The following is a 26,209-nucleotide window of genomic DNA, read 5'->3' as shown; positions in this document are numbered from 1 at the left end:
GAATGATCCTTTCTGTTCATGCCTCAGATAATCATCGCCATGACGGATTGAAAGAGGACATATCCCATAACGACTCCGTTATGATGCGGGACCGGGAGTCGATTTGGGTTGAGAAGGCATTGCCTATGCCTTAACTGAAAAATCCGATTTGAAACAAGAACGCCAGCCATGGCGCGCAGGGGTGGGGGACACCCCGGGAGATATGAATGACGTCCGATGTCACGCCGATGACATTTCTGTCGCTATTTCTGCCGTTTCTCGCGGCGCTCGCCGCACCGGCGCTGGTGAAGAGATTCGGGCACAATGCCGCCTGGATACTGGCGATTGCGCCGGCGCTTTCCTTTGTCCATTTCGCACTGATGTTGCCGCAGGTGGCGGCTGGCGGCGTGGTGACGGGCGGTTATGCCTGGGTCCCAAGTTTCAATCTCAGCTTTTCCTGGTTCATCGACGGCCTGTCGCTGACATTTGCGCTGCTGATCACCGGCATCGGCCTGCTGATCGTGCTTTATGCCGGCGGCTACATGAAGGGGCATCCGCAGCAGGGCCGATTCCTGTCTTTCCTGCTGCTGTTCATGGGCGCGATGCTGGGCGTCGTCGTCTCGGACAGTCTGCTGATGCTGTTCGTCTACTGGGAGCTGACCTCCATCACCTCCTTCCTGCTGATCGGTTTCGACCATGAACGTGCCGCCTCGCGCCGCGCCGCATTGCAGGCACTGGTGGTGACCGGCGGCGGCGGACTGCTGCTGCTGGCCGGGCTGATCTTCATCTGGGACATGAGCGGGATGACGCAGCTGTCGATGCTGGTGCGCAGCGGCGATATCCTGCGTGACAGCCCGTTTTATCTGGCCGCGCTGCTGCTGGTGCTCGGTGGCGCCTTCACCAAATCGGCGCAGTTTCCCTTTCATTTCTGGCTGCCCAACGCCATGGAGGCGCCTACCCCCGTTTCGGCCTATCTGCATTCCGCGACCATGGTGAAGGCCGGCGTCTATCTGCTGATGCGGCTCAATCCGGTTCTGGGCGATACCGCCGCCTGGCAGATACTGCTGCCCTTCTTCGGCGGGCTGACCATGCTCACCGGCGCGCTGCTTGCCATACGCCAGACCGATCTCAAGCTGATGCTCGCCTATACCACGGTGTCGTCGCTCGGCCTGCTGGTCATGCTGACGGGTTTCGGCTCCGACCATGCCATCGAGGCGGCGGTGCTCTATCTGGTGGCGCATTCCCTGTTCAAGGGCGCACTGTTCATGGTCGCCGGTATCATCGACCATGAGACCGGCACACGCGACGTGACGAAGCTTGGCGGCCTGCGAAGAGCCATGCCCGTCACCTTTGCGGCGGCGCTGGCGGCCGCGATTTCCATGGCCGGCCTGCCGCCCTTCTTTGGTTTTCTTGCCAAGGAAGAGATTTATTATGCGCTCGCGCATGGCAATCCGCGTGCCGTGCTGTTCACCGGCATTGCCATTCTCGGCAACGGGCTGATGTTTGCCGTCGCCTTTGCAGTGGCGCTGAAACCCTTTCTCGGCAAGCCGGTAAAGACCCCGAAACATGCACATGAAGGCCCGCTGCTGCTCTGGCTCGGCCCGGCGCTTCTGGCGCTGAAGGGGCTCACCATCGCTCTGTTCTCCGGCATCGCGCATTTCTACATCTCGACACCCATGGCAAGCGCCATTGCCGGTGAGGCGCGACCGGTGGAAATCTCGCTCATTCCGCATATCGGCGTGCCGCTCGGCCTGTCGCTGCTCACCATCGCACTCGGCATCGTCCTTTATACGCAGCTTTCCGCTGTCCGTGGCCTCATCGATCGCACCTTCAGGGCGCTGGGGGCAGGGCCGGACCGAGGCTTTGACGTCTTCATCGAAATGCTGGTGAAAATGTCGTTCCACATCACCCGGCTGATCCAGCCGGGCCGTCTCGAATTTTACGTTACCGCCACTTTCGCTGTCATCGCCGCCGTGCTGCTCGTGCCGCTGTTTCTTTATGGCGAATTGCCGTCCATGCCGTCATGGCCGCGGGATGCGCCGATCCATGAACTGACCTTCATCGCCATTGCCGTGGCAGGGCTCATCGCTGTGCTGACGGCCTCGAGCCGCCTGACGGCGATCATCGCGCTCGGCATCCAGGGCTTCGCGGTGGCAGTCATCTTCCTGCTGTTCGGCGCCCCGGACCTGTCCTTCACGCAGTTCATGGTGGAAACGCTGTCCGTCGTCATATTGACGCTGGTGATGACGCGGTTGCGCCTGTCGCCATCCGACCATCGCGGCCTTGGCCAGAAGCTCTTGGACAGCAGCATTGCAATCGCCTGCGGGACTGGCTTTGCGCTTTACCTGATGCGCGCGACGCAGGTGAGCTTCGACAATCGCCTGACCGATTTCTACAACAGCTATTCCAAGGTCATCGCCCATGGAGCGAACGTCGTCAACGTCATCATCGTCGATTTCCGCGGCACGGATACGCTGGGAGAAATCGCTGTCGTGATGATAACGGGCCTTGCCATCCTGGCGCTGATCCGTATCCGCCCTGCCGCGGTCAAGGAGCCGGCGAAAAGGTTCAAAAAGAAGGGAGCGCGGGCATGAACACGCTCATTCTGCGCACCGTGGCGCCCGTCGTCACCAGCCTGATGGTGCTGTTTTCCATCTTCGTCCTGCTGCGCGGCCATAACGAGCCGGGCGGCGGCTTCATCGGCGGCCTGATCGCGGTCTCGGCGCTGGCGATCTACGGCATCGCCTATGGCGTGGCGGCGGTGCGGCGCGCAATCTTCTTTCACCCGCTGGCGATTGCCGGGGCAGGGCTCCTGCTTTCGATGCTCTCCGGCCTCGTTTCCATTGTCGCCGGCGTGCCCTTCATGACCGGGCTTTGGGTCTACCCGAACCTCTTCGGTGTCGAACTGGCGCTCTCCACCGTCATGTCCTTCGATATCGGTGTCTATCTGGTCGTGGTCGGTGCCATCACATCCATTGCGCTGGCGCTGGAAGAAAGGGAAAGCGACTGATGGAAGCGATCTTCTCCATTCTCGTCGGCATCTTCTTCTCGGTCGCGATCTACCTCATGCTGTCACGTCACAGCATCCGCGTGCTGCTGGGCATCGCCATTCTCGGCAATGCGGTGAACCTGCTGCTCTTCACGGCGGGGCGGCTCACCCGGGAGGTGCCGCCGATCATTCCGGCGGGCATGGACACGCTGCCCGCAGGGGCTGCCAATCCGCTGCCGCAGGCGCTCATCCTGACGGCGATCGTGATTTCCTTTTCATTCTTCTGTTTCCTGCTGGTCCTGACATGGCGCGCGTTTCAGGAGTTGCAGACCGACGATACCGATGAAATGCGCACCGCAGAACCGGCAGGCGAGCCCCTGCCGCCGCTCGGTTATTGAGCGGCGAGGCTGAAACGACATGGCTTCATCCCCCACCTCCGCTGTTACCGATCTGTCCGCCGCGCTCGTCATGGCGCCCGTGCCGCTGCCGGACTGGCTGATCATTCTACCGATCGCGCTGTGCATCGGCGCGGGCGCGGTGCTGATGATGATGCGCCACGCCATTCGCTACCATGCGCCGGTCGCCATCACCGCACTGGCCCTCCTCGTGGTTCTCGATGCCGCCCTCTTATGGAAGGTTGCCACGCAGGGGCCGTTCACCATGGTCATGGGCCGCTGGCTGCCGCCCTTCGGCATCGCCTTCACGGCCGATCTCACCGGCGCGTTGCTGTCACTCGCGGCCGCCATCGTCGCGCTGGCCGGCGCCATTCACGCCGGCAGCGATATTGACGCCAGCGGCAGACGTTACGGCTTCTATCCCTTCCTGATGCTGCTGATGGCCGGCGTTACCGGCGCGTTCCTGACCGGAGACATCTTCAACCTCTATGTCTGGTTCGAAGTGCTGCTGATCTCGTCCTTCGGCCTCATCGTGCTCGGCTCGACGCGGGAGCAGATCGACGGCGCGTTGAAATATGCCGTCCTGAACCTCATCGGCACGACGCTTTTCCTGATCACAGTGGGTTATCTCTACGCCATCTTCGGCACGCTCAACATGGCCGATATCGCGTTGAAGGCAAACGGACTGCGCGAAACCGCGCCGCTGATGACGCTTGCCAGCCTCTTCACGCTTGCCTTCGCCATGAAGGCGGCGGCTTTTCCGGTGAATTTCTGGCTTCCCGCTTCCTATCACACGCCGCGCATCGTCGTCTCCGCCCTGTTCGGTGGACTGCTCACCAAGGTCGGCATCTATTCGCTGCTGCGCGTCATGGTGATGCTGTTCCCGGTCGAGCGGGAGGAACTCAGCATCGTCATCGCCGCTTCCGCCGCGCTGACAATGGTGCTCGGCGCCATGGGTGCGCTCGCCCAGAACGATATTCGCCGGATGCTCGGCTATATCGTCATATCCGGCATCGGCTACATGATGGCGGGCATCGCCATCGGCACGCCGTCAGGCGTCTCGGGCGCGATCTTCTACGCGCTGCATTCCATGGTGCTGATGACGGCGCTCTACCTTGCCGCAGGCCACGCCGCCCGTCTCGGCGGCGGTTTCAGCCTCACCGTGCTTGGCGGCCTTTACCGGCAGGCTCCGTGGTTTTCGGCGCTTGCGCTCGCGCTGTTTTTCGCCGGTTCCGGCCTGCCGCCCTTTTCCGGCTTCTGGCCGAAGGCGGTCCTGGTCAAATCGGCGATCGATATCGGCGCATGGTGGCTGGCCGCCGCCATTCTCCTCTCCGGTTTCATCGCCACCATCGCCTTCGGACGCGTCTTCCTTCTGTGTTTCTGGCGTCCGGCGGCAAAGCCATTGCCGCAACCCTCCTTGCCCGCCGCGGCGCCCTCCGTCGCGCCGCTGGTCGCGCTGACGCTGCTGGTCGTGTTCTTCGGCCTGTTTCCCGAAAGCCTGCTTGATCTCAGCCAGGATGCCGCAGCCGGGCTCGGGAACCCGCAAGCCTATATTCATTCGGTCTTTCCAGAAGGAGGCAAGCCATGAGCCTCTATGTCGTGCAATTGCTGTTCGTGGCGGTATGGCTTGCGGTAACGGGCAGCCTGACGCTGGCAAACATCATCTTCGCCCTCATCGTCTCCACGCTGGCGCTCTGGCTTATCCGCCACCAGCTTCCCGGCGGGCGCAATCACTGGCTGCGTCTTGGCCGCGTGTTGTCGCTGGTGCTGTTGTTCTTCAAGGAGCTTGCGCTTTCCGCCTGGAAGGTTGCCGTGATGGTGACACGCCCGAAACTGGACGTTCAACCCGGCATTTTTGCCTATCCGCTGACCGTAACCACGGATTTCGAAATCACGCTGCTCGCCAATCTCATCACGCTCACGCCCGGCACGCTTTCCGTCGATGTTTCCCCTGACAGAAAGATGCTCTACGTGCACGCAATCGATTGCAGCGATATCGAAACCGCAAAAAACGACATTAAGAACGGCTTCGAAAAGAAGATCATGGAGGCGTTTCAGCAATGACGCCGGAACAGATAGTTTCATTTGCAAATATACTTGCGCTGGTTGTTCTCTCGGTGGCCTTTTTGCTGACAGTCTACCGCGTTGTCGTTGGTCCCACCTTGCCGGACCGTATCGTTGCGCTGGACATGCTGGTCGGCATCGCCATCGGCTTCATTGCGGTCATTGCCATCCGCACCGGCTTCAATCTCTATGTCGACATTGCCATTGCCCTCGGGCTCGTCGGTTTTCTGGCCACGGTGGCGTTCGCGCGGTTCGTGCTGTCGCGCGGACCGGATGGCGGGCGCGGCCCGAAAGGGGTTCTGGATGGCGCACGCCGGTCTGAATTCGCTGAGAACCCCTCGAAAATTCAGGTGAATAGCGGAAAAGAAAAGGGAAGGCAGTAATGGGTTGGATCGTTGCTATCCTGGTTGCGGCGCTGATGATCTCGGGTGCCGCCTTTTCACTGATCGCCGCAATCGGACTCAATCGCCTGCCTGATGTTTACACCCGCATGCATGCTGCATCCAAGGCGGGGACGGTCGGCTCCGGCCTGCTGCTTCTGGCGGTAGGCATCCACTCTATGGATATATCGACGCTGGCTCGGGCGCTCGCCGGTTTCTTCTTTTTCGTTCTGACGGCGCCGGTTTCCGCGCATCTTCTTGCAATGGCTGCGCACAAGGCAGGTTATCCGCTTTCCGTTAAATCGGTAGTTGATGACCTCAAGAAAATTTGAAGTTGAATTACCCCCTAATAATAGGGGGTGCGCGTTTTCAATTACTACTAGGCATAGTATTTTATTACCCGTAATTTTTTGTATTCCGATTAGACTGTTTTGAACTAAAAAATTCACAGCAGGAATTTGACTTTTGCTGTTTTGCTGTTATCCAAATTAAGTGTAAAGTTGCTAATCGCGATTTGCATCTAGCCTCTTCATAGTCGGCATAGGCATTTTATTAATGTCTAATCTATGGGCCTCAGGACCATTGCTGCCCATGTCGCGGGTCATAAGTTGAATCTCGGACCAATACGTTTCCGGTTTTCGCTTGAAATCTAGGGGTAGATTTCACGTTGGTTTCAACAGGGCGAAGGTGGGGGCACCGGTAACTTCACATCGCTCGATGCGGCGTTCGCCCGTGTCAGGGGATCACTAACAGGAGATACTTAAATGACGGAAACTGCATACGGTAACGCCCAGGATCTGCTGGTCGAACTGACGGCGGATATTGTGGCTGCCTATGTTAGCAACCACGTCGTCCCGGTAACGGAGCTTCCCGGCCTTATTTCGGATGTTCACACGGCGCTCAGCGGAACGTCCGCGCCGGCATCGGTAGCGGTCAATGTTGAAAAGCAGAAGCCGGCCGTCTCTGTCCGCAAGTCGGTTCAGGACGATCATATCGTCTGTTTGGAATGCGGCGGCTCCTTCAAGTCGCTCAAGCGCCATCTCACGACGCATCACAGCATGACGCCGGAAGAATACCGCGAAAAATGGGACCTGCAGGTCGATTATCCGATGGTTGCGCCCGCCTATGCCGAAGCCCGCTCGCGGCTCGCCAAGGAAATGGGTCTCGGTCAGCGCCGCAAGGCCAACCGCTGATTTTCGAAGACAGTCCGGCTTGCAGTGAAAGCCGGAAGTCGCAAGTTAATACGGCCGGTCCTTAGACCGGCCGATTTTGTTTTCGGGATTGAAGACCATGCCTTGGCGTGCCGTTCCCCGGGAACGAAGCCGAGCATCATAAGGCCGCCATCAACGTCGTATCCGCTCCGTGAGAAACAACCCTTTCGCGATAGGGAACCTTATTGCGCTGCACGCCGGATGCTACGCGGCGAAAGCCTGCGGGCGCCGCTGCTTGCCATCATCCACTCTCCAGTGAAAATCATCACCCCCCAGCCAGCGTGGAGATCGGCTTTTTTTCGTCTCGCGCAATATCGGATGAGGAAAAAAATCCTCAATTACGTCCGTCACTTTCGAGAAAATCAAGCCATGTCAATGGCCTGAACTCCATCGCAAAATTTGCGCTTCCCCAGGCCTCTCCTCAGGTGTATGAATTAATTCCTATTCGTAGAGGAGTTGCATATGCCGTCGGATACCGTGTTTCTGCCTGCTGCCGCGCGGCCTTGCCTGCGGGTGCGTGATCGTCCCTTTCGTTCGTGGCCGTCTGCGGGCGGGCGGGATGACATTTCCCGTCTTTGCCGTCTGGTGCGGCAACTCACCGGGGAGATGGTGCGATTGACGGGTGAGCGAACACCGGTGCGCCGCGATATCAGGCGCATGGAGTGCCACGTCCGCCAGATCGCCATGTATGTGTGCCATGTGCAGCTCGGCATTCCCATGTCGGATATTGGACCCTGCTTCGGCCGGGACAGGACGACGGTCGGCCATGCCTGCCAGGTGGTCGAGGACCGACGGGACGAACCGGCATTTGACGAGTTTGTCGCCACGCTCGAGCGGCTTACCGGCAGTATCGTCAACGTGATGACAGGGGGCCGGGATGACTGAGACGAAACCTATGCCGGCTGCCTCCTCCGATCCTCATCTATTGCGGCTGCTGCGGTGCATCGCCGCCGGCGCGGCCGAGATGTCCCCGGAGGGGGGCGATATTGTGCTGCGCCGGGGGCGGGCAGGGCATCCCGCACTGCGGCTTCCGGCCGCGACGGTGCGGCTTGCCGTTTCGTCCGGGCTGGTCGAGCAGCGGGAAAACACCCTTCATGCGGCGCCGCCGCTCGCCTCCTACCTGAAACGCGCAATGGCAAAAGACCGCGCCGAGATTTTTCAGGAGCAGCATCGGGATATGCAGACGGTTGTCGTGGATATCGGCGATGCGAAGCAGTCGGCCAGGCGTAACCTCAACACCTCGCAGCTGATCAGCCTTTCAAGGCTGAAGGAGCGCGACGGCGCGGCATTCTTTCCACCGGATGCGCTGGAGGCAGGGGAGCGGCTGGCCGCCGATTTTCATCGCGGCCACCTCAATCCCAGGGTGACGGCAACATGGGAACCCAGAACGGCGAGCCGCACAAAGGGTGAGGCGGGAGGCGCGCTCGAACTCACCGAGGCAGCAATGGCCGCAAGAACACGGTTTTCCCGCGCAGCCGAGGCGATGGGGCCTGAATTATCCGGCGTGGCTATCGATATCTGCTGTTTCGAAAAGGGATTGGAGACGGTGGAACGCGAGAGGCAATGGCCGGCGCGTTCGGCAAAATTGCTGCTGCGTGCCGCATTGCTGGCGCTGGCCCGCCACTACGCGCCGACTGCAACCCGTGCAGGCAGGAAAGAACACCATTGGGGCGATGCTGATTATCGCCCATCGATGACGCGATAAATCTCAGGCGGTAAGCAGCCGGGCTTCCTCGCGGATACGCTTGATCATCGAGCGCAGGCCGTTGGCGCGCTGCGACGACAGATGTTCCACGAGCCCTATTTTGTCGAAAACCTCGATCGCGTCGAGACCGGCGATTTCGGAGGCCCTTTTGCCGGAATAGACCGCAAGCACGATGGCGACGAGGCCGCGCACGATATGCGCATCCGAATCGCCCTCGAAGGTCAGGAGAGGGTCTTCGGCGCCGTCGCTATGGCTGACGAGCCAGACCTGACTGGCGCACCCCTGAACCTTGTTTTCAGCCGTGCGCTTGTCTTCAGACAGATCGGGCAGCGCCTTGCCGAGTTCGATGACATAACGATAGCGATCCTCCCAGTCATCGAGGAAAGCAAAGTCGTCAAGGATCGTTTCGAGAGAGGCCATTTGTGCGCCGTATCATCCGTTATTGCAGGTCTTCGTCACGATATAGGTGAAGTGCGGTCGGTTTTGAACCATAGCCCACGAAAAAGCCCACGGAAAACAGGTTCCGTGGGCAAGTTTGGCAGGCAGTGGCGGAAGGAAATCTCCATCCGCAATAAAGGCGGGCGCAGTGGCCGGCAGGATCAGGGAGCAGGGCGCTTCTGCGGCAGGGGAATGACGGTGCCGGTCTTCAGCATGTCGGCATCTGCGGGAAACTCGACGCTGACAACAGGTGCCGCTGCAAGCTTTTCGGCTTCTGCCGCAACGTCGGCAACATCGGCGGGCTTGTCCCCGGAGGCAAGCTGCTTGTCCAGCAGTTCATAGGCAACCTTTGCGCCTTCCTTTGCCCTTTCGCCCAGCGCATGGAAGGTTTCGGCGCCCTTGATGCAGACATCGGGCTTTTCGGTGCAGATGGCGCTGACATAACGATAGGCCTCGCCGGCAGCCGAAACGGCGCTGGGAATATCGAAGGCCGAAGGTTCCTTGGCCGGATCGTTGCTGCTGCCGAAATAGGACAGCGCCACCAGTACCAGCGAAAACCAGAATGTTCCTTTGATCAGAAACCACATTGTCAGACACCCTGCCAGATGATCTTTGTTTTCGAAAGCCCCGCCCGGTTTCGGGTCATCGGCCTTTTTCCCGTTTTTCGGGCTTGTGAACAACCTACAGACGACCGGCGAACAGCCGATTGCAAAAAGCGGCGCAATTTAATTCAAATTGTATCTATTCTGCTCGGATCGGGGCGGTGGCCATCAGTTCACTCGCATTTTAACGGTCCATGTTAAGCATAATTGCGACAGAGGCCGCGCGTTCCGGGCGAAAGCGGCGAAAAGCTCTGCCGCAAAAGTTAACGCGATGGCAAAAATGAAGCGAAATCCGTCGCTTACCCGTCATTAACCATGATTGGCAAAGCTTCCTGGAAATGCCCCGTAATGGGACTGTCACGCATTTGACGGGCTTTTCAGCCCATTCTTTTTATCCATTCCTTAAGCCGCCGCCTTCTATTGTCGGAGCCGTTGGAACCGCCTTCAGGATTCGGGTTTGGTATTGCGTAATATGAGAGAAAAAGCGGTCGCACTGGTCGACCATGCAGCGGGCAGATGGCTTGCGCGCATGGAAGAGGACGCCGAAAGGCGCGCCGGGACCGTTGCGCGCCTGCGCTGGCTGATTGCCTTCAGCGCCGTTGGCCTTGTGGTTGTACCAGCCATTTTCAGCCTCGTCGTCAGCCCCGCCATCGCGCTGCCCATCGGTGCGGCCCTGGTGCTGGCGCTGTTTCTGGCCGCCGCCGCCCTGCTGATCGCCTTCTCCCATTCTGCGCACGGCGCATCCGCTCATTCGGTTTCCTCGGTGAACGACGATCTGATCGCGGCATCGCAGGTGCCGGGTCTGGTGCTGGTGATCGGTGAAACCGGCTTCGTCGAACACGTGTCCGGTCGCGATTGCGCGGCATTCCCGGCCGACCTTCAAGCCAGCAAAGGACATATCCTCGTTGAATATGTCTATGTCTCCGATCGTATCGAACTGATGCAGGCTTTCGACGTCCTGCGGCAGGGTGAGGACAGGGCAACCGCCGAACTCCGCTTCGAGACCGGTGCGAAATCGCGCCAGGCGCAATTCATGCACGCCCGTATCGAGATGACCGCCATTCGCGGCGCGACAGGTCGCCTGCGCCGCATCGTCGCCCAGCTCACCGATATTACCGAGATGGAGCGTCTGCGCCGCGATGTCGCCCGCAAGGCAGCCGAGGCGGAATCCGCCAATGACGCCAAGTCGCGTTTCCTCGCTGCCGTCAGCCATGAACTGCGCACGCCGCTCAATGCCGTCCTCGGTTTCTCCGATATTCTCGCCGGCGAATATTTCGGACGGCTGGAGAACGACCGTCAGCGGGAATATGTCGGCCTCATCCGCCAGTCTGGCGCCCATCTTCTGTCCGTCGTCAACACCATGCTCGACATGAGCAAGCTGGAGGCCGGCCGTTACGAGCTGATGATGGAAAGCTTCCCGATTGCGGAAACCATCTCGTCCTGCGAAGCCATGCTCGGCCTTCAGGCGAAAGAAAAGGGCCTGACCCTGACCAGCCGCATCCAGCGCGGCATCGGTGAAATCTCGGCCGATCAGCGCGCCATCCGTCAGGTTCTCATTAACCTCGCCGGCAATGCCATAAAATTCACCGATGCCGGTGGTGTAGTATCGATCGACGCTGCGCGCGAAGGCGCAATGCTGAAATTGACGGTAAGCGACACCGGCATCGGCATCGCGTCTGACAAGATTGAACTGCTGGGCCAGCCCTTCATGCAGGTTCAGAATGAATATACCCGTCGCTATGAAGGCACGGGTCTGGGATTGTCCTTGGTCAAGGGGCTCGTGGCTCTGCATGGCGGCACATTCGCCATCGCCAGCAAGCCCGGCGAGGGGACGGTCGTAACGATCACTTTGCCTGCCGATGGTTCCGGCATGGCGGGTGGCGGCGAAAGCGCTGACGCCGAAAGCATGGTGGAGTTCCCACCGCGCATTCGGCAGCTTGGCGACATCGCCGCGAAAATGAGAAAGGACGGTGACGATGGCCCCGCGAAAGCGAAAATCGCCTAAGAAAACAACGGCCCAGATTGGCGCCGGGATTGTTTCCTTGGTGGTTTCGGCCATCGGGCGCGAAATCCTGCGCCATCCGAAACTGGTGGGCGGCTGCGGTGCCTTCGCGGTCGTCTTCGGTTTTGTCGCCGCCAATGCGCTCTGGTACCAGCCTGGTGTGCACCCGTCGCCCTTCCTGCGCACGCGCGATGCGGAAAACCCGAACGGCATCGCCGGTTACCGCCCGGCCGAACCACTCGGCACCCATGGCAACGTCACCACATTCCGCATAGAGCGCCCGGCAGAAACGGAAACGGCACAGCAGCAGCCTGCGGCCGAAACGCCGGCGCAACCCGTCGCCGAAAGCCAGAAACCGCAGCAGATCGTCGCCGACATTCAGGGCGAACTGAAGAAGCGCGGGCTTTATGAGGGCGAGGCGGACGGTCGCATGGGACCGAAGACGGCCGCCGCCATTATGTTCTTTGAAGAAACTCTCGGCATGGAACAGACCGGCGAGCCGACAAGCCGGGTGCTGGCGGCGCTCAGGATCGATGGCGCAACGGTTGCCGCGATCCCGAAGGACCGGCCTGCCGATAGCAGCGGCGGTGTCGAAATCGACCCCGTTGCCGCCGCCATTCGCAAGGCGGAAGCGCCGCATCCCAAGGCCGAACCGGTCTCCCTCAACAGCGCCGCGAAACCCGCAAGCCGCGATCTCATCGCCAAGATCCAGCAGGGGCTGATCAATATCGCCTATGCCGACGTGAAGGTGGACGGCGTGGCTGGCCAGCAGACCCGCAATGCCATCAGGGCGTTCGAAAAACACTACCGTCTGCCGGAAACCGGCGAGCCGAGTGAGGCCGTGCTGAAGAAGTTGAAGTCGATCGGGGCGCTTTAGGTTTTGACGGCAGCGTGGGGCGTGTGTGGCTCTACCCCCCTCTGCCCTGCCGATCTCCCCCCTTGAGGGGGAGATGCCCGGCAGGGCAGAGGGGGGTAAAGCCACGCACACCTTCGTCAGCTTAAAAATCAACATCGAAACCCCGCCCACCTAGGCAGCGCAAAAATCGAAAGCAAACCCATGCGCCTCAAATCCGAAATGTTCGTCTCAGCCCTCATCCGCCGCGTCTTCGCTGCCGGTGGATTTGCCGCTGTCGAAAAGAAGGGTGCGGAGGAGGCGGGCGCTATCTTCGTTCGCCAGCGGCTGCGTGACGGCCGCGAGAACCTCTATGGACCCGCCCCGCAAAGTTTCGCTGAGGACGAGGACATCATCCGCGCCGAGCGCCGTTTCGAAACGCGTCTGGCCGGTGTCGAGGGCGAGGAAAGTGCTGCCCTGCTGGAAAGGGAGCGGCGGTTCGACAGCGACCTGTGGGTCGTGGAGATCGAAACCGATGACATCGGAACGTTGCTGACGCTGGTGGATCAGCCCAAAGCCTAGAACCAGGGAAAGTGGAATCCGGTTCTCCATGCGCGAATGACCTCGCACTACTGAAGATGCAAGGCCAGCCCGCTTAACCCTGCGTCCCGGTTCTCTGCGCAGCCGGTGCGCTACGGCCCGGCCGCTCGCGGCCATGGGTGTAGCTGTCGGCGCGCCGCCAGCTTTCCAGCCGCTCTTCGCATTCCACGGTGTTGAGACGGTCAAGCAGGGCTTCCGCCCGGCTCATATCGCCTTCCGCGGCGGAAAGATGCGGATAGAAGCACTGCAAGACGAAGGCGGCCTCGGAAAATTCCATGCCGAGGCCGGTCAGCGTGGTGGCAAGCTGCGCGCCCGATATATCGAGCATGATGCGCTCCGACAGCCAGTAGCTGGAGGAGAGGGAATCTGCCAGCGCCACCGCGAACTGCCGCGCATTGCGTTCGCGGGCAAAACGCACCAGCAGCGCGTCCTGCACCTCGCTGAGGCGGCGAAGGCCGAGGACATCGCTTTCCGGGCGGTTGAGATGGCGCGCCATCTGCTTGATCCGCTGGCGCATTTCCTCTTCGAGCGCGGAAGCCGCGGCGATGTTGTCCGTCTTCACTTCCGCCTTCGGCGCTTCGATGCTCACCGCTGCCGGCGGTTCAGTGGCAGGCGTTTCCTCTTGCGGTCGCTTGAGGTCTTCGATGTGCCGCAGGCCCACGAGCGCGTCGATGACGGTGGGGGAGAGGTCCTCCCGCCGGACGATGGCGCGTGCGTGGGCGGCCCCTTGCGTGCGGGCAATGGTGATGAGCGTGTCGTCGTCGAGGCACTTCGAGGCAATGAGGAAAGGAGCCGCAAGCGAAATCGGCTGGCAGGCAATGAAGAAGGCAACCGCGGAAGGCACGTTCGGGTGCTGCGAAAGGGCGGCAATTGCCTCCCGCTTGGCTTCATCGGTGGAGGCATTAAAAAGCGGCATGAAAAGTTCGGCGAATTGCCGGAGATCCGTTTTTGACGGAAGGGGAACATTCTCGAAATTCGTCACGGTGGCCATCAGCACCACATCTTTCTTCCTCACGGCTCTTGGCCTCTCAAGTTCTCGAAACCGGTCGGTCAACGCACTACCCAACAAACGCAAACACAATATCGGTTCAATTTAGAGCAAATCCGTTGACGTCCTGTTAACTATGGGTGCCGCCAAGAGAGAAACCGCCAATATCAACAGGCAAATTTTTAAATCGTGTGGTGGGGAAAATGCCGCGGAACTTTGCGGCCTCGCCTTTGTTTTCAACGGGTGTGGCTCGGCAAAGGAGAAAACGCCACCCGGTCATTAGGGTTAACGGATCATTAACCTCTGTCTGTTTGTAATTTCATGGGCAGTATTAGGATTCCATGTTATTCTGAAATCCGGAATAAGAGCCGAACCGGCGTCTGATGCCTGAATGTCCGCATAGCCCAGCGTTAAAACCCGCGATGGTTTTCAGGGATATGCGAAAACCAGCCTGTGGGCTGGATTATGCGCAATGTGATGGTGATGAAATTCCCGACGCAAGACGAGGCTTGCGCGGTTCCCATGGGCAACATTGACTCCCGAAGAGGAGAAGAGCATGGCAGACATTATTCCACTTGTTGACGCCCGACGAAGCCTGCGTCCCGCAGGCGTGGTCAGCACGATGATCGGCCCCGCGAAAGTGGTTCTGTTCACCGGCGTTCGTTATGAGAAACGCGACAGCGAGCCGGCAGGCAAGGTTGCGCGCAAGGGCAAATCCGCACCGGAAACCGCCTTGAAATCCTGATTAATAAAAATAAGCCGCGGTTATTTCCACGGCGTCGGCTGGCACTTTGCCTCGTTCAGGAACCGTTCCGCCTCTTCGCCGAAACTCGGCTGCGGTACGAGGGTCCTCAAAACCACATATCCTTCCGTCTGATCCGATTCCGCCAGAATTGCCTGTGAAAGCGCGGGCGGTTGCGCCTTGCGGATGGCGGCGATCTGCACCGCATCTGCCACCAGAATATCCATGACGCCGGCGGCGGATGTGCGGTCATTCATGCTGAACACCTCGTTCGAGGCCTTGTCGTAAACCGCCACGGACCAGAAGGGCACGGCCCCGATGGCGGTCAGCCGGATCGGCTGTTCCTCAATATTGAAGGTGCATACGGCCACCCGCATGAAGGGATCGCCGCTGCCCAGCGTCTTTTTTTCCGTCGTTTCTTCAAGCAGATGGAACAGGTGCGGTTTTCCTTCCGCCACTGCCCGCGTATAGGCGTCGCGATTGCTGAAGTGCGGTATCGCCAGGAGAATGATGACATGCAGCACGGCCGCGCCGACGAGACCGGTGACGATGGCGAGCAGGACCCTAAGCATTGCCACACCCCAGCTTGCGGATCTGCGGCATGGAAATGTCGATCAGGCCGGAACTGCCGGCCACAGGCGTGTCGAGCAGGGTCAGGACGAGCTTGAAGGTCTGTCCCTGAGGCACCGCGAGCCAGTTATAGGTCTGGGCATCCGGAGCAATGGTGATGTCTATGCCGCCATCGGCGCTGCGCAGAAGCGTGCGGGAATTGAGCGCGAATGGCCGTCCGGCATCCTCAGCCAGCACATTGCCCTGCTGATCGGCGGTGTAAAGCGTCCAGAAACGTGCTGGTGGCACAGCCCCGGCCAGCCGGTAGCGGCATTCGCCGCTCAGGCGCTGGCCCTCGCTGTCGACGGACGCGGTGAAGGCCAGCCCCTCCGCCGTTCCGTAAAGCAGCTTGCCGGCGTCAGCGCGGTGCGACTTGGCATAAGGATCGGCCTCGATCGTCTGCGCTTCCGGAAACGCGTCCCAGGAACCGATACGGATCGAACCGAAACCGGAGGTCGCTTCAAGTGCCGCGAGCGTTGCGGCAATACCGCCGCCAAAGGCGATCAGAAGGGCGATGCCGACAAGGAATGGAACTCGGAACACGCTGTTTTCCCGTTTATGAACAGGTCGAGGACTATCACTGATTCCCTGTTTGGAAAATGGCGCGGCTTGTTTAGTCCTCGTGAAAGTGACTGGAGCGCGAAATTCCTGGCCTATGCGCCCATGACGAGCTTGAAGGCGATGGCCCACATGGTGATGGCGATGACGCCTTCGAGGATGCGCCAGGCGGAAGGTTTTTCGAAGATCGGTCGCAGCCAGCGCGCTCCGTAGCCCAGCGAAAAGAAGAACAGCAGCGAGCCGGTGGCCGCCCCTGCGGCAAAGGTCTTTTCAAAGCCGGGAAACTGCGTGGAAATCGTGCCGAGCAGCACGACCGTGTCGAGATAGACATGCGGATTGAGGAAGGTGAGGGCCAGGCAGATGGCCAGCGTCTGCCACAGGCTCGCTTCCCGTCGCTCGGCCACTGACAGCGCTTCCGACGAACGCAAAGCCGAGTGCAGGCTTTTGGCACCATACCAGATGAGGAAGGCGGCGCCGGCATAACGCATGATGGGATCAAGCGCCGGCATGATGGCGCTGATCCGCTGGAAACCGAACACGCCGACGGTGATCAGCAGCGCGTCCGATATCGCACAGGTGGCGCAGACGGCAAACACATGCGAGCGCGCCAGCCCCTGTTTCAGCACAAAGGCATTCTGCGCGCCGATGGCGACGATGAGACTGAGGCCCATGGTGAGGCCGGTAAAGAAGATCTGGATGTCCACGCCTACCGCTCTTTGTCGAAATGATATGAAGCAGGGCTTGGATATTTCCCCATGACAGATTAATCAAATTAAACAATCTCAGTCAGGATAAGAGCTACTAATGTTGGACTATCCCGCAATGCGCGCTGCGGCGCTGGTTGTTCAGACCGGCAGCTTTGAAAAGGCGGCGCAGGCACTGCATGTCACGCCATCGGCCGTTTCCCAGCGTGTCAAGCAACTGGAGGAGCGGCTGGGCGTGGTGTTGATCGTGCGCGGTAACCCCTGCGTTGCAACGGAAAAGGGTGAGTGGCTCTGCCGTCACATGGATCACGTCGGCATGCTGGAAAGCGAATTGTTCCGCCAGCTACCGGCCTTGGCGGAAGCGGGAGCGGCGCAGGAGCGGGTGACGCTCAACATCGCCACCAATGCCGACAGCCTGGGCACATGGTTTCTGGATGCGGTGTCGAAATTCACCGGTAGCAGCGATTATCTCGTTAATATCGCCGTCGACGATCAGGATCACACGGTGGAATGGCTGCGCGCGGGCAGGGTGCTCGCCGCCGTGACCGCCCATGACAAGCCGGTGCAGGGCTGCCGGGTAACGCCGCTGGGCGTGCTGCGTTACCACGCCACCGCCAGCCCGGATTTCATGACCCGCCATTTTGCCGAAGGAGTAACATCAGCGACGCTCGCCTGCGCGCCGGGCTTGACCTTCAACCAGAAGGACCGGCTACAGGCGAGCTGGGTAAGGGAGGTGCTGGGTGAAGACATTGCCTACCCGACGCACTGGTTGCCTTCGACCGATGGATTTGTGAAGGCGAGCCTTGCCGGCATGGGCTGGGGGCTCAATCCGGTTCAGTTGGTGGGGGAGCATTTGCAGGCAGGGCGGCTGATGGAGGTCGTTCCCGGCACGCCGCTCGATATCCCGCTCTATTGGCAGGTTAACCGGCTTGCGGCGGAAAGGCTGGCGGGGTTGACAGATATGGTGGTGGGGACGGCTAGGGCGACGTTGTTGGTGTGAGGCATCGCGGAGCATGGAGCGTGCGGCTTACCCCCCTCTGTCCTGCCGGACATCTCCCCCACAAGGAGGGAGATCGACCCGAGGCCAGGTCTCGCCCATCTCAACGTTTGAGATTGAAGTGGCGGTAGAGCGTCTTGCCGATCTCCCTCCTTGTGGGGGAGATGTCCGGCAGGACAGAGGGGGGTGAGCCACACACTCCGACGGAAAACTTCAGTCGATTCGCCCCGACTTCACCGCTCTGCCCTCACTGCTTCCCCGCCCGTTCCATCAAATAACGGGCCACAGCCTCATAAGCTGGCAAGGATGTCGCATCGTTGGCGGCGTTGCTGGCAACAGGATGCGACGAGAACCGTGCGATGACCATGTCGGCCGCGGGATCGACATAGATCGCCTGGCCGTGCACCCCACGCGCCATGAAAGCGCCGTTGGCATTGTGGGTGATCCACCACATGGCGCGATAGCTCCAACCCTGCAGCGCCGGATATCCGCCTTTTGCGAAAACCGCCTTGTCGCCGCCTTGACGGATGGCGTCGATCGCCTTTTGGGGAATGAGCCGCTCGCCGCCCATCATACCGCCGTCGAGTAGCAGCTGGCCGATGCGCGCCATGTCGCGCAGGCCGGCATTCAGCCCGCCGCCGGCAAAAGGCGTGCCGGTGGAATCGACGGTGTAATAGGCGTCCTGTTCGGCGCCCATCCGGCTCCAGATGCGCTCGGAAAGCAGCTTTGCAACCGATTTTCCCGAGGCGCGGGCAATGATCCAGCCAAGCGCATCGCTGTTGATGGTCTTGTACCCGAAGGCGGAACCGTGTTCTCCCTGCTTCACCACCGTCCTCAGATAGTCGAAATAGCTGCGAGGGCCTTCGTAACCCTCGGGCTTGGGAAGCGGATTGCCGGCGGCGGAATATGTCCATACGTCGGCATTAGGATCGGCGTAGTCCTCGCTGTAACGCAGGCCGGTCGTCATATCCAGCACCTGCCGGATCGTCGCATCGCCGAACGCGCTTTTTTCAAGTTCGGGAACGACGGTCGCGACTTTGGCATTCTCGTCCAGCGTCCCTTCGGCAACCAGCATCTCGCCCAGAAGCCCGGTCAGCGATTTCGTTACCGACATCGCCCCGTGCTGCCCCGTATCGTTGAGGCAGCCGGAGTAGCGCTCATAGACAAGCACTCCCTTGTGCAGCACGACGATGCCATCGGTATAGTTGGCCGAAAGCGATTGCAGCCAGGTCATGTCCTGCTCACCGCCGGTCGGGCGGAAGGTCACGGCGTCGATGGCGGGGTCGGGCTTGCGCTCAAGGGCCGCTGGCGCGCCGAGCCCACGGCTGACATTGACCGTCGGCATCAGCTGGCGGAAGTGACACACTGTCCAGCGCAATTTCGGAAAGTTGAAATAGTCGTTGTCCGAAAAGCGGATGATCTTGTCTTCCGGCGGCGGAAAGCCCTGCATCCAGCCGAGCTTCAGCGGGTCCGACTGCTCGGCTGAAAGCGGCGCGGCTTGCTGACTGGCAGCGGCATAGGGGTAAGCCAGAACAGGCACCATGGCTGCAAGAAGGACGGGCAGGGTTCTAGAAATTGACGATGACATTGACGAAACCTCCAAGCCAGTTCGGCGAACGCTCTGCCGTCAGGGAATCCATGCCCTTGCCAGGGAATGAAATGCTGACGCCGGCGGTGAGATAGGTATTGGCATTGATGATGCGCGAATATTCCAGATAGAGATCATCGGCGAGATGGCGGTTGCCGACGCCCGCAACGGGGGTGGGCGTGCCGTCAATGTCGTCGAGCCGCGTGCCCTGTCCAAACTGGATAGGGCTATCCAACTCGTTGGCGCGGATATGCGCGTAACGCAGCGTCCATGTATCGGCCTGCGTTGGCTTCACCTGCAGGCTGATCTGATGCGCATTGACGTTGGAATTGAGAAACATCATCGAGGACTTCGTGCCCGTCGACCATGCGCTCGGATTGCCCTCGTAATACAGCGGATCGAAGCGTTCGAGACGCGAGGTTGAAGGATCGTCGCCGGAGAAGCTCTGGTAGCTATAGGCGATCGTCGGCATCCATGAAATATCTTCGAAAGCATAGCCGATCTGGGCGCGGCCGCCCCAGGCTGCAAGGTCGATGTCGGGATTCCATTGATAGGCGATATCGCCGCCGATGAAAAATCCCGGCAATGGCACATCGAACGGATTGGTACGGGTATAGGCGTTGATGAAGCTCAAGCCCTCGCGCGCACCCGGCATGATGACCGGCGCGCCGATGCCGCCAGCCGCGGCCCGAGGGTAAGGCGAGCCGGATTCCGGCACATGGCCGAATGTGACGCCGAAATATCGACCCTCTTGCGGTTCATAACGCAGATCCGCTCCCACGATCTTCGTTCCGCTGTCCTTGTCGGATAATTCATTCGCGTCGATGAAAAAGGCCGTGGCCGTCAGGTCATCCTTGCCGAGCCGGAGGATCGCCGCCTGCTCCCAAGCCTTTCTCGGCCCTAGTTTCAACGCGCCACGCTCAAAACCGCTTGATCCGCCATTGGCAATCAGCATGCCCGTTCCCGTCTTGAACGGACGCGGCCCCAGGGAGATATCGAAGAACGGGCCGCTCTCCGCCTTCGAGCGCAGGCCGAGATAGCCGTTTTCGAGTGTCACGGCGCCCGTGCCACCGGCATCGAAGGCGTCGGTGCCGAGCGTGCCGGAGGCAACGGCCGAGATTTTTCCATAGACCTGAAGCCGGTCGCCGGCGTCGGCGGTAAAACCGATGCCGGGCATCAAATAGCCCTCAAGCCAGCGCGTGTCGCTGTCGAAGCCGGCGTCCGGCGCAAATCGATCGGCAAAGTTCCAGAACAGGTTCTGTTCGGTAACGGCATTGATGCCGGCCTGAAAATACAGGCGCAATTCAAAACCCGGCTCGTCGATCAGCAGCATGGGGTCCTGCGCATGTGCCGCATCCGCTGCAAACCACAGTCCGGCGAGGAGAGCAACCGCCGCCGCGCGCGTTTCCGCCGCATCATTCATGCCGTCCTCCGGGGCGCGCTGTTATCGCACAAGAGATAACCGCACCCACTTAGACATGAATTGACTGGCTAGGTCCATTCAATCTTGAAGTGTAAAAACAATATTGCGGAATATTACGTCTTGAAAGGCTCGGATAAAGACGGTTTGGGTAGGAATTGCCGTAAAATACTATTATATTATTCGTAGGCAGGAGAAGCCTGGATTGGTTTCGCACCTCATTTTCGTCGATGGCAGATCGACCATCCCGGTCATGGAGGCAACCAAGGATTGTTTAAACGTGCAGGATTCCGCCTGTTATTCCTTCTAGAGTCTCACGATACCTTATAGGGATACTGAAACACCCTAACGCCGCGCGGCTTCGTCTTTGTTATCGCGGATGGCGGCATCCGCCACCTTCTGCGTCGTCACATTCAGCGCCGTGGCTTCCTTCATCTTCCGCCCGATGGAGCGGATTACACGGGTCGCCTCGGCCGAGAGCGAGCGGGGACGGGTGAGGGCCGGCAGGGCGGGTGTGCTGCTGGCTGCGGCTGCCACTTCCGCAGAAGGCTGCGGTCGGGCGCCGGTCGGCAGCGGGTTCTGGATGCCGGGGATGGGGCGCAGCTCCATGCCCTGATGGGCATAGTCCATCAGCCGCTTGAAGGTCATGGCGGGCAGCGCACCGCCGGTCATGTTGTTCATCGGCGTGAAATCGTCGTTACCGAACCAGACGGCGGTGGTGTAGTTGCCGGTAAAGCCCACATACCAGGCATCGCGATAGGCCTGTGAAGTGCCGGTCTTGCCGCCGGAAACGATGCCATTGTCAAGCGCACCGCGCCGCGCCGTACCCATCACGGGAATGGTCACCAGCATCTGGTTCATCTTCGAATTGGCGTCTACGGACAGCACGCGTTTGGCGGGCGGCTCGTCATGGCTGAAATCGTAGAGAACATTGCCCTCGTAATCCAGCACCTGCTCGATGCCGTGGCGGCGCGACTGCATGCCGTCAGCCGGGAAAACGGCATAGGCGGTGGCCTGATCCAGTACCGTCACTTCCGATGTGCCGAGCGGGATGGTCTTGTCGCTGCGCAGCGGCGTGGCGACACCCATCGCCTTGGCGGTATCGACGATGACCTGCGTGCCGAGCACGTCCTTGGCGAGCCGGACCGGCACGGTATTGTAGGACTTGGCGAGCGCCATCTGCAGCGTCACCTTACCCGCATAGGAGCGGCCGTAATTCTGCGGCGACCAGCCGCGCCAGGTTACCGGCGCGTCGGAAATCAGCGTTTCCGGCTTCATGCCTTTTTCCATGGCGGCCGAATAGGTATAGACCTTGAAGGAGGAACCCGGCTGGCGCAGCGCCGCCGTGGCGCGGTTGAACTGGCTTTCGCCATAGTCGCGGCCGCCCACCATGGCGCGCACGCCACCGCCATTTTCGATCATCACCATCGCGCCCTGCTTGACGCGATACCCTTCGCCGAGTTCGCGCAGGCCCATTTCCATCGCCTGTTCGGCCGCCTGTTGCAGGCCGGTGTCGATGGTGGTGCGGACGACGACGGTGTGATCCTTGAACTTGCCCGCGGCGGCCAGCCGCTGCACTTCGTCAAAAGCCCAGTCGAGGAAATAATCCGGCGCCTTCACGTCTTCGCGGTCGATGACGGTGGCGGGGTTGCGGCGCGCGCCGACCACCTGCCCCTCGGTCATCAGCCCGCTCTGCACGAGGTTGGAAAGCACGGTGTTCGCGCGGGCACGCGCCGCCGGAAGGTTGACATGCGGTGCATATTTCGCCGGCGCCTTGAAAAGCCCGGCCAGAATGGCGGATTCCGAAAGCGTCACGTCGGTGAGGTTCTTGCCGAAATAAAACTGCGCGGCCGCAGCAGCACCAAAGGTGCCGCCGCCCATATAGGCGCGGTCGAGATAAAGGCTCAGGATTTCCTTCTTCGACATGTTGGTCTCGAGCCACAGCGCGAGGAAGGCTTCCTTGATCTTGCGCTCCAGCGAGCGTTCATTGGTGAGGAAGAGGTTCTTGGCGAGCTGCTGCGTCAGCGTCGAGCCGCCCTGCACCACGCCGCCGGCGCGGGCGTTTTCGCTCATGGCGCGGGCAAGGCCGATGAAATCGATACCGAAATGGTCGAAAAAGCGCCGGTCCTCGGTCGCCAGCACCGCCTTGATGAAATGATCAGGCATCTGGTCGATCGGCACGCTGTCTTCATGGATGATGCCGCGATGACCGATGGTGTTGCCGTATCGGTCGAGGAAGGTGACTGCGAAGTCACCGCGATAACGCCAGTCCTTCTTGGTTTCCTCGAAAGCGGGCATGGCAAGCGCCAGAAGCACGACCGATCCCGCCGTTCCAAAGGTCAGCGCGTCGCAGGTGAGATTGACGAGGAGCTTCTTCCAGCCGCGGACATGCAGCTTGCGCGAGGCGATGGTGATATCTTCCCAGAAATCCACCAGCCTTGCCGCAGCCGTCCACAGGCCGGAGTCGATGAAGCTATCGATCCGGAGCAGGATATGCCGTTTTTTGCGGCCTTTTTTATCGTCTTTTTCTTCCTGCACCTGGCGATATTTCCTGTTTAAGGCAATGCGACCGTCGATATTCTGCGCTTCAATCCATTCCCGACGCAAAACCGTGGCATGGTTATGTCGGAAGTGCTTGACGTGGCGGCCTTTCGCGGGCCAATGACCCCTTCGCCGCCTGCCAATATGCTAAAATATCGTACAAACCAGCCCTTGGCGATACGATATAAAGGATTAGGGACCGGTTAAACACTCCCGTCCAAGAGATCAAAATGAAACGGAAATGTTAACGATGAATGACGCGCCGTTCTGGAAAACCAAATCGCTGACAGAGATGACCGGCGAGGAATGGGAAAGCCTGTGCGACGGCTGCGGATTGTGCTGTCTCAACAAGCTGGAGGACTGGGACACCGGCGAAGTGGTGTTCACCTCCGTCCGCTGCGTGCTGCTCGACGGCGAGAGCTGTCGATGCTCGGATTACGAGAACCGCCGTGCCACCGTGCCTGATTGTATCCAGCTTGACCTGAAGAAGGTTCACGAGATCGGCTGGCTGCCGCCCACCTGCGCCTATGCGCTGGTGCGCGATGGCAAGGATCTCTACTGGTGGCATTATCTCGTCTCCGGCGATACCGAAACAGTGCATCAGGCCGGCATTTCCGCGCGCCGCCGCACCGTCAGCGAGGCCGATGTGGATGTTGACGACTTCGAGGATTATGTGGTCGACTGGCCGCTGACGGTCGGCGAAAGGGCGGGAGAAAAGGAGCGGACGTGATGAAAAACGGCAATTTTCGTTTTGGTCCTATTCCTGCCCCATCAGCCTCCTAAAGGCATGTCATCCGAAAACGTGTCACGGTTTCGGGCTATGACTTGTCTGAAATCAAAGACAGCTTCCGGCCATTCCGGCAATTGATCCGCAAAAGCGGACGAGGGACATCAAAACGCATGCGCTACCGGCTGCCCGCCATCTTTCTTTCATGCCTTGCCCTTCCGGGGCTCCTGCCGTTTTCCGCTGACGCCCAGCAACAGCCCCAGGCCTTCGAATGCACGCTGGTCACATCAATCGAGACCGGCGCCATCATCAACCAGCAGGGCGCCTGCGACCAGCGGGTGGCGCCAGCCTCCACCTTCAAGGTGCCGCTGGCGCTTATCGGTTACGATGCCGGTATTCTCCAGGATGAAAAATCGCCCGCCTGGGACTGGAAACCTGGCACGGAGGCGCGCGCCGCCGACCGTAAGACGGTCGACCCGACCATCTGGGAGCAGGATTCGGTGCTGTGGTATTCGCGCGAAATCACCCGCCGCCTCGGCCCGGAAAAGTTCGCCGCCTATGTGAAGCGTCTCGGTTACGGTAATGCCGATGTATCGGGCGAGCCTGGCAAGAACAATGGACTCACCCATTCCTGGCTGGGGGCGTCGCTCACCATCTCGCCGGTGGAGCAGGTCGGTTTCCTTCGCCGGTTGCTTGCCGGCAATCTGCCTTTCTCCCGCGATGCGCAGGCCAAGACGCGCGCCATCGTACCGGTCTTCGATGCGCCGGAAAGCTGGGCCGTGCACGGCAAGACCGGAACCGGCTACATGCGTGACGAAAAGGGCAATTCCGACCGCAACCGCCCCTTCGGCTGGTTCGTCGGCTGGGCGGAGCGTGAAGGCCAGCACATCGTCTTCGCAAGGCTGCGTGTTTCCGACAAGCCGTCAAACGAGCCGCTCGGCCCCGCCGTGCGCGATGCCTTCCTGCGCGATATCCCGCGGCTCGCCGTGCACAGGTAGGCGACGGCCCTCACACGGGAAAGGACATCAGCATATGTCGGATGCCTCTCGCGATGTCATCAAGCTCTATACCAAGCACGGTGCTGATTTTGACAATCAGCGCGGTCGTTCCCTTGTCGAAAAACCCTGGCTGGAGAGGTTCACCTCGCTTTTGCCCGATGGCGGCTCCATTCTCGATATCGGATGCGGTTCGGGTGAGCCGATCGCTGGCTATTTCATCTCCAACGGTTATGACCTCACGGGCATCGATGCGTCGCTGCCGCTGATCGAACTTTGCCGCAGCCGCTTTCCGGAAAAACTCTGGGTGGTTGCCGATATGCGCGAACTGGCCCTCGGCCGCCGTTTCGATGGGCTGATTGCCTGGCACAGCTTTTTTCACCTGTGTCCCGAGGATCAGCGCCGGATGTTCGGTATCTTCCGCCAGCATGCCAATGAAGGTGCGGCCCTGATGTTCACTGCCGGGCCAGTGCACGGCGAAGCAATCGGTACCCTTCAGGGCAAGCCACTTTATCACGCCAGCCTCGCGCGTGAAGATTACGAAGGCCTTTTGGCCACGCATGGATTCCGGCTTCTGGATCACGTCCTCAACGATCCGCAATGCGGTGGGGCAACGATCTATCTCGCCAGGCGGATCGTATCATAGAGACCATTGCATAGTCCCCGGGGATCACGCATAGGATCGACAGGCCGGATGTTTCAGGGACTTTCCCATGCTCGAAAAGCTCAAGCGATGGGCGAAATCCATCAAGCGTGACGTTCACGCCCTTTATCTTGCCGCACGCGATCCACGCACGCCGCTTCTGGCCAAAGTGGTGGCGATGCTGGTTGCCGCCTATGCGCTTTCACCGATCGATCTCATCCCGGATTTCATTCCCGTTATCGGTTATCTCGACGATCTGGTCATCGTCCCGCTCGGCATCCTCCTTGCGGTGCGTCTTGTGCCGCCGCCATTGCTGGCGGAACATCGATTGACGGCCGCGGCCGCGCAATCCCGTCCCGTCAGCCGCGTGGCTGCTGCCATATTCATCGCCCTGTGGCTGGCGGCGTCGTTCACGATTTTGTTTGCGGCAAAAAATGTCTTCTTCCCTTGACCTTCCCATCATGGGAAGCCCTACATAGGGTCTCGAAAGGGGATTTCCC

At 60.2% G+C, this 26,209-nt stretch carries 28 protein-coding genes; 19 read left to right on the top strand and 9 right to left on the bottom strand.

Features of this window, described 5'->3' with window-relative positions; genetic code table 11:
• Positions 1–206: 206 nt before the first annotated feature.
• The 10 genes from WA845_RS00840 to WA845_RS00795 all read left to right on the top strand — a co-directional run bounded on the left by WA845_RS00840 (position 207) and on the right by WA845_RS00795 (position 8,723).
• Positions 207–2,573 carry a putative monovalent cation/H+ antiporter subunit A gene (locus WA845_RS00840; RefSeq protein ID WP_004440634.1) on the top strand — a complete coding sequence of 789 codons (2,367 nt, stop codon included), beginning with the start codon at positions 207–209 and terminating at the stop codon, positions 2,571–2,573.
• Positions 2,570–2,989: a Na(+)/H(+) antiporter subunit B gene (locus WA845_RS00835; protein ID WP_004440637.1), complete on the top strand. Its 420-nt coding sequence runs from the start codon at positions 2,570–2,572 to the stop codon at positions 2,987–2,989. The genes WA845_RS00840 and WA845_RS00835 overlap by 4 nt, the downstream gene beginning before the upstream one ends.
• Positions 2,989–3,366 carry a Na+/H+ antiporter subunit C gene (locus WA845_RS00830; RefSeq protein ID WP_006700064.1) on the top strand — a complete coding sequence of 126 codons (378 nt, stop codon included), beginning with the start codon at positions 2,989–2,991 and terminating at the stop codon, positions 3,364–3,366. The genes WA845_RS00835 and WA845_RS00830 overlap by 1 nt, the downstream gene beginning before the upstream one ends.
• Positions 3,367–3,385: 19 nt before the next feature.
• Positions 3,386–4,951, top strand: a complete 1,566-nt coding sequence (locus WA845_RS00825) for a Na+/H+ antiporter subunit D (RefSeq protein WP_112553476.1) — start codon at positions 3,386–3,388, stop codon at positions 4,949–4,951.
• Positions 4,948–5,427, top strand: coding sequence for a Na+/H+ antiporter subunit E (locus tag WA845_RS00820; protein WP_035210819.1), 480 nt, complete (start codon positions 4,948–4,950; stop codon positions 5,425–5,427). Before WA845_RS00825 ends, WA845_RS00820 begins: the two co-directional genes overlap by 4 nt.
• On the top strand, positions 5,424–5,810 hold the full coding sequence (locus WA845_RS00815) for a cation:proton antiporter (protein WP_112553478.1): 387 nt from the start codon (positions 5,424–5,426) through the stop codon (positions 5,808–5,810). The genes WA845_RS00820 and WA845_RS00815 overlap by 4 nt, the downstream gene beginning before the upstream one ends.
• On the top strand, positions 5,810–6,139 hold the full coding sequence (gene mnhG / locus WA845_RS00810) for a monovalent cation/H(+) antiporter subunit G (RefSeq protein ID WP_004440653.1): 330 nt from the start codon (positions 5,810–5,812) through the stop codon (positions 6,137–6,139). Before WA845_RS00815 ends, mnhG begins: the two co-directional genes overlap by 1 nt.
• A gap of 432 nt (positions 6,140–6,571) precedes the next feature.
• On the top strand, positions 6,572–7,000 hold the full coding sequence (gene ros, locus WA845_RS00805) for a MucR family transcriptional regulator Ros (RefSeq protein WP_004440665.1): 429 nt from the start codon (positions 6,572–6,574) through the stop codon (positions 6,998–7,000).
• 480 nt (positions 7,001–7,480) lie between these two features.
• Positions 7,481–7,903: a helix-turn-helix domain-containing protein gene (locus tag WA845_RS00800; RefSeq protein ID WP_004440668.1), complete on the top strand. Its 423-nt coding sequence runs from the start codon at positions 7,481–7,483 to the stop codon at positions 7,901–7,903.
• Positions 7,896–8,723, top strand: a complete 828-nt coding sequence (locus tag WA845_RS00795) for a DUF6456 domain-containing protein (protein WP_112553480.1) — start codon at positions 7,896–7,898, stop codon at positions 8,721–8,723. The genes WA845_RS00800 and WA845_RS00795 overlap by 8 nt, the downstream gene beginning before the upstream one ends.
• A gap of 3 nt (positions 8,724–8,726) precedes the next feature.
• On the opposite strand, the gene WA845_RS00790 is transcribed toward WA845_RS00795, so the two are convergent.
• Together WA845_RS00790 and WA845_RS00785 are read right to left on the bottom strand one after the other, a co-directional pair.
• On the bottom strand, positions 8,727–9,143 hold the full coding sequence (locus tag WA845_RS00790) for a SufE family protein (protein WP_112553482.1): 417 nt from the start codon (positions 9,141–9,143) through the stop codon (positions 8,727–8,729).
• Positions 9,144–9,322: 179 nt separating this feature from the next.
• Entirely contained in the window at positions 9,323–9,748 is a 426-nt protein-coding gene (locus WA845_RS00785; protein WP_112553484.1) for a DUF5330 domain-containing protein, read from the bottom strand.
• Between the two features lie 487 nt (positions 9,749–10,235).
• Here WA845_RS00785 and WA845_RS00780 point away from each other — a divergent pair, with 487 nt between their 5' ends.
• The 3 genes from WA845_RS00780 to WA845_RS00770 all read left to right on the top strand — a co-directional run bounded on the left by WA845_RS00780 (position 10,236) and on the right by WA845_RS00770 (position 13,179).
• The gene (locus WA845_RS00780) at positions 10,236–11,768 is read left to right on the top strand and encodes an ATP-binding protein (protein ID WP_112553486.1); all 1,533 of its coding nucleotides are present in this window, start codon (positions 10,236–10,238) and stop codon (positions 11,766–11,768) included.
• On the top strand, positions 11,740–12,642 hold the full coding sequence (locus WA845_RS00775; RefSeq protein ID WP_022555835.1) for a peptidoglycan-binding domain-containing protein: 903 nt from the start codon (positions 11,740–11,742) through the stop codon (positions 12,640–12,642). Before WA845_RS00780 ends, WA845_RS00775 begins: the two co-directional genes overlap by 29 nt.
• A 180-nt stretch (positions 12,643–12,822) precedes the next feature.
• A complete protein-coding gene (locus tag WA845_RS00770; protein WP_045532458.1) occupies positions 12,823–13,179 on the top strand; it encodes a DUF1491 family protein in 357 nt (118 codons plus the stop codon).
• A gap of 73 nt (positions 13,180–13,252) precedes the next feature.
• On the opposite strand, the gene WA845_RS00765 is transcribed toward WA845_RS00770, so the two are convergent.
• Positions 13,253–14,188 (bottom strand): DUF2336 domain-containing protein, encoded by a 936-nt coding sequence (locus WA845_RS00765; RefSeq protein ID WP_202049000.1) that lies wholly within the window; start codon positions 14,186–14,188, stop codon positions 13,253–13,255.
• Between the two features lie 553 nt (positions 14,189–14,741).
• Between WA845_RS00765 and WA845_RS00760 the strand changes: the two genes are divergently transcribed.
• On the top strand, positions 14,742–14,930 hold the full coding sequence (locus WA845_RS00760) for a hypothetical protein (RefSeq protein WP_004440680.1): 189 nt from the start codon (positions 14,742–14,744) through the stop codon (positions 14,928–14,930).
• A gap of 20 nt (positions 14,931–14,950) precedes the next feature.
• Here the strand turns inward: WA845_RS00760 and WA845_RS00755 are convergent, their stop codons facing one another.
• The 3 genes from WA845_RS00755 to WA845_RS00745 all read right to left on the bottom strand — a co-directional run bounded on the left by WA845_RS00755 (position 14,951) and on the right by WA845_RS00745 (position 16,798).
• Complete coding sequence (locus WA845_RS00755; RefSeq protein ID WP_004440682.1) at positions 14,951–15,499, bottom strand: DUF1254 domain-containing protein; 549 nt, start codon at positions 15,497–15,499, stop codon at positions 14,951–14,953.
• Entirely contained in the window at positions 15,492–16,079 is a 588-nt protein-coding gene (locus WA845_RS00750; protein WP_004440683.1) for a DUF1214 domain-containing protein, read from the bottom strand. Before WA845_RS00750 ends, WA845_RS00755 begins: the two co-directional genes overlap by 8 nt.
• A 110-nt stretch (positions 16,080–16,189) precedes the next feature.
• Complete coding sequence (locus WA845_RS00745; RefSeq protein WP_004440685.1) at positions 16,190–16,798, bottom strand: LysE/ArgO family amino acid transporter; 609 nt, start codon at positions 16,796–16,798, stop codon at positions 16,190–16,192.
• 100 nt (positions 16,799–16,898) lie between these two features.
• Between WA845_RS00745 and WA845_RS00740 the strand changes: the two genes are divergently transcribed.
• The gene (locus WA845_RS00740; RefSeq protein WP_112553488.1) at positions 16,899–17,798 is read left to right on the top strand and encodes a LysR family transcriptional regulator ArgP; all 900 of its coding nucleotides are present in this window, start codon (positions 16,899–16,901) and stop codon (positions 17,796–17,798) included.
• Between the two features lie 244 nt (positions 17,799–18,042).
• Here the strand turns inward: WA845_RS00740 and WA845_RS00735 are convergent, their stop codons facing one another.
• The 3 genes from WA845_RS00735 to WA845_RS00725 form a co-directional block, all read right to left on the bottom strand.
• The gene (locus WA845_RS00735) at positions 18,043–19,338 is read right to left on the bottom strand and encodes a serine hydrolase (protein WP_162719124.1); all 1,296 of its coding nucleotides are present in this window, start codon (positions 19,336–19,338) and stop codon (positions 18,043–18,045) included.
• 25 nt (positions 19,339–19,363) lie between these two features.
• Positions 19,364–20,806, bottom strand: a complete 1,443-nt coding sequence (locus tag WA845_RS00730) for an alginate export family protein (RefSeq protein ID WP_112553492.1) — start codon at positions 20,804–20,806, stop codon at positions 19,364–19,366.
• Between the two features lie 342 nt (positions 20,807–21,148).
• Positions 21,149–23,341, bottom strand: coding sequence for a PBP1A family penicillin-binding protein (locus tag WA845_RS00725; protein ID WP_162719114.1), 2,193 nt, complete (start codon positions 23,339–23,341; stop codon positions 21,149–21,151).
• A 253-nt stretch (positions 23,342–23,594) separates the two neighbouring features.
• Here WA845_RS00725 and WA845_RS00720 point away from each other — a divergent pair, with 253 nt between their 5' ends.
• The 4 genes from WA845_RS00720 (at position 23,595) to WA845_RS00705 (ending at position 26,160) form a co-directional block, all read left to right on the top strand.
• Positions 23,595–24,074, top strand: a complete 480-nt coding sequence (locus WA845_RS00720; RefSeq protein ID WP_112553494.1) for a YcgN family cysteine cluster protein — start codon at positions 23,595–23,597, stop codon at positions 24,072–24,074.
• A gap of 170 nt (positions 24,075–24,244) precedes the next feature.
• Entirely contained in the window at positions 24,245–25,069 is an 825-nt protein-coding gene (gene blaOXA, locus WA845_RS00715; protein ID WP_112553496.1) for a class D beta-lactamase, read from the top strand.
• Positions 25,070–25,103: 34 nt separating this feature from the next.
• A complete protein-coding gene (locus WA845_RS00710) occupies positions 25,104–25,712 on the top strand; it encodes a methyltransferase domain-containing protein (protein WP_112553498.1) in 609 nt (202 codons plus the stop codon).
• Between the two features lie 67 nt (positions 25,713–25,779).
• Positions 25,780–26,160 (top strand): YkvA family protein, encoded by a 381-nt coding sequence (locus WA845_RS00705; protein WP_337322146.1) that lies wholly within the window; start codon positions 25,780–25,782, stop codon positions 26,158–26,160.
• Positions 26,161–26,209 lie beyond the last annotated feature (49 nt).

It is taken from the genome of Agrobacterium sp. CMT1 (assembly GCF_037203725.1).
Classification (GTDB): Bacteria; Pseudomonadota; Alphaproteobacteria; order Rhizobiales; family Rhizobiaceae; genus Agrobacterium; species Agrobacterium pusense.
Note: the sequence above shows the minus strand (reverse complement) of the source record. Positions and strands in the feature narration are given on the sequence as shown.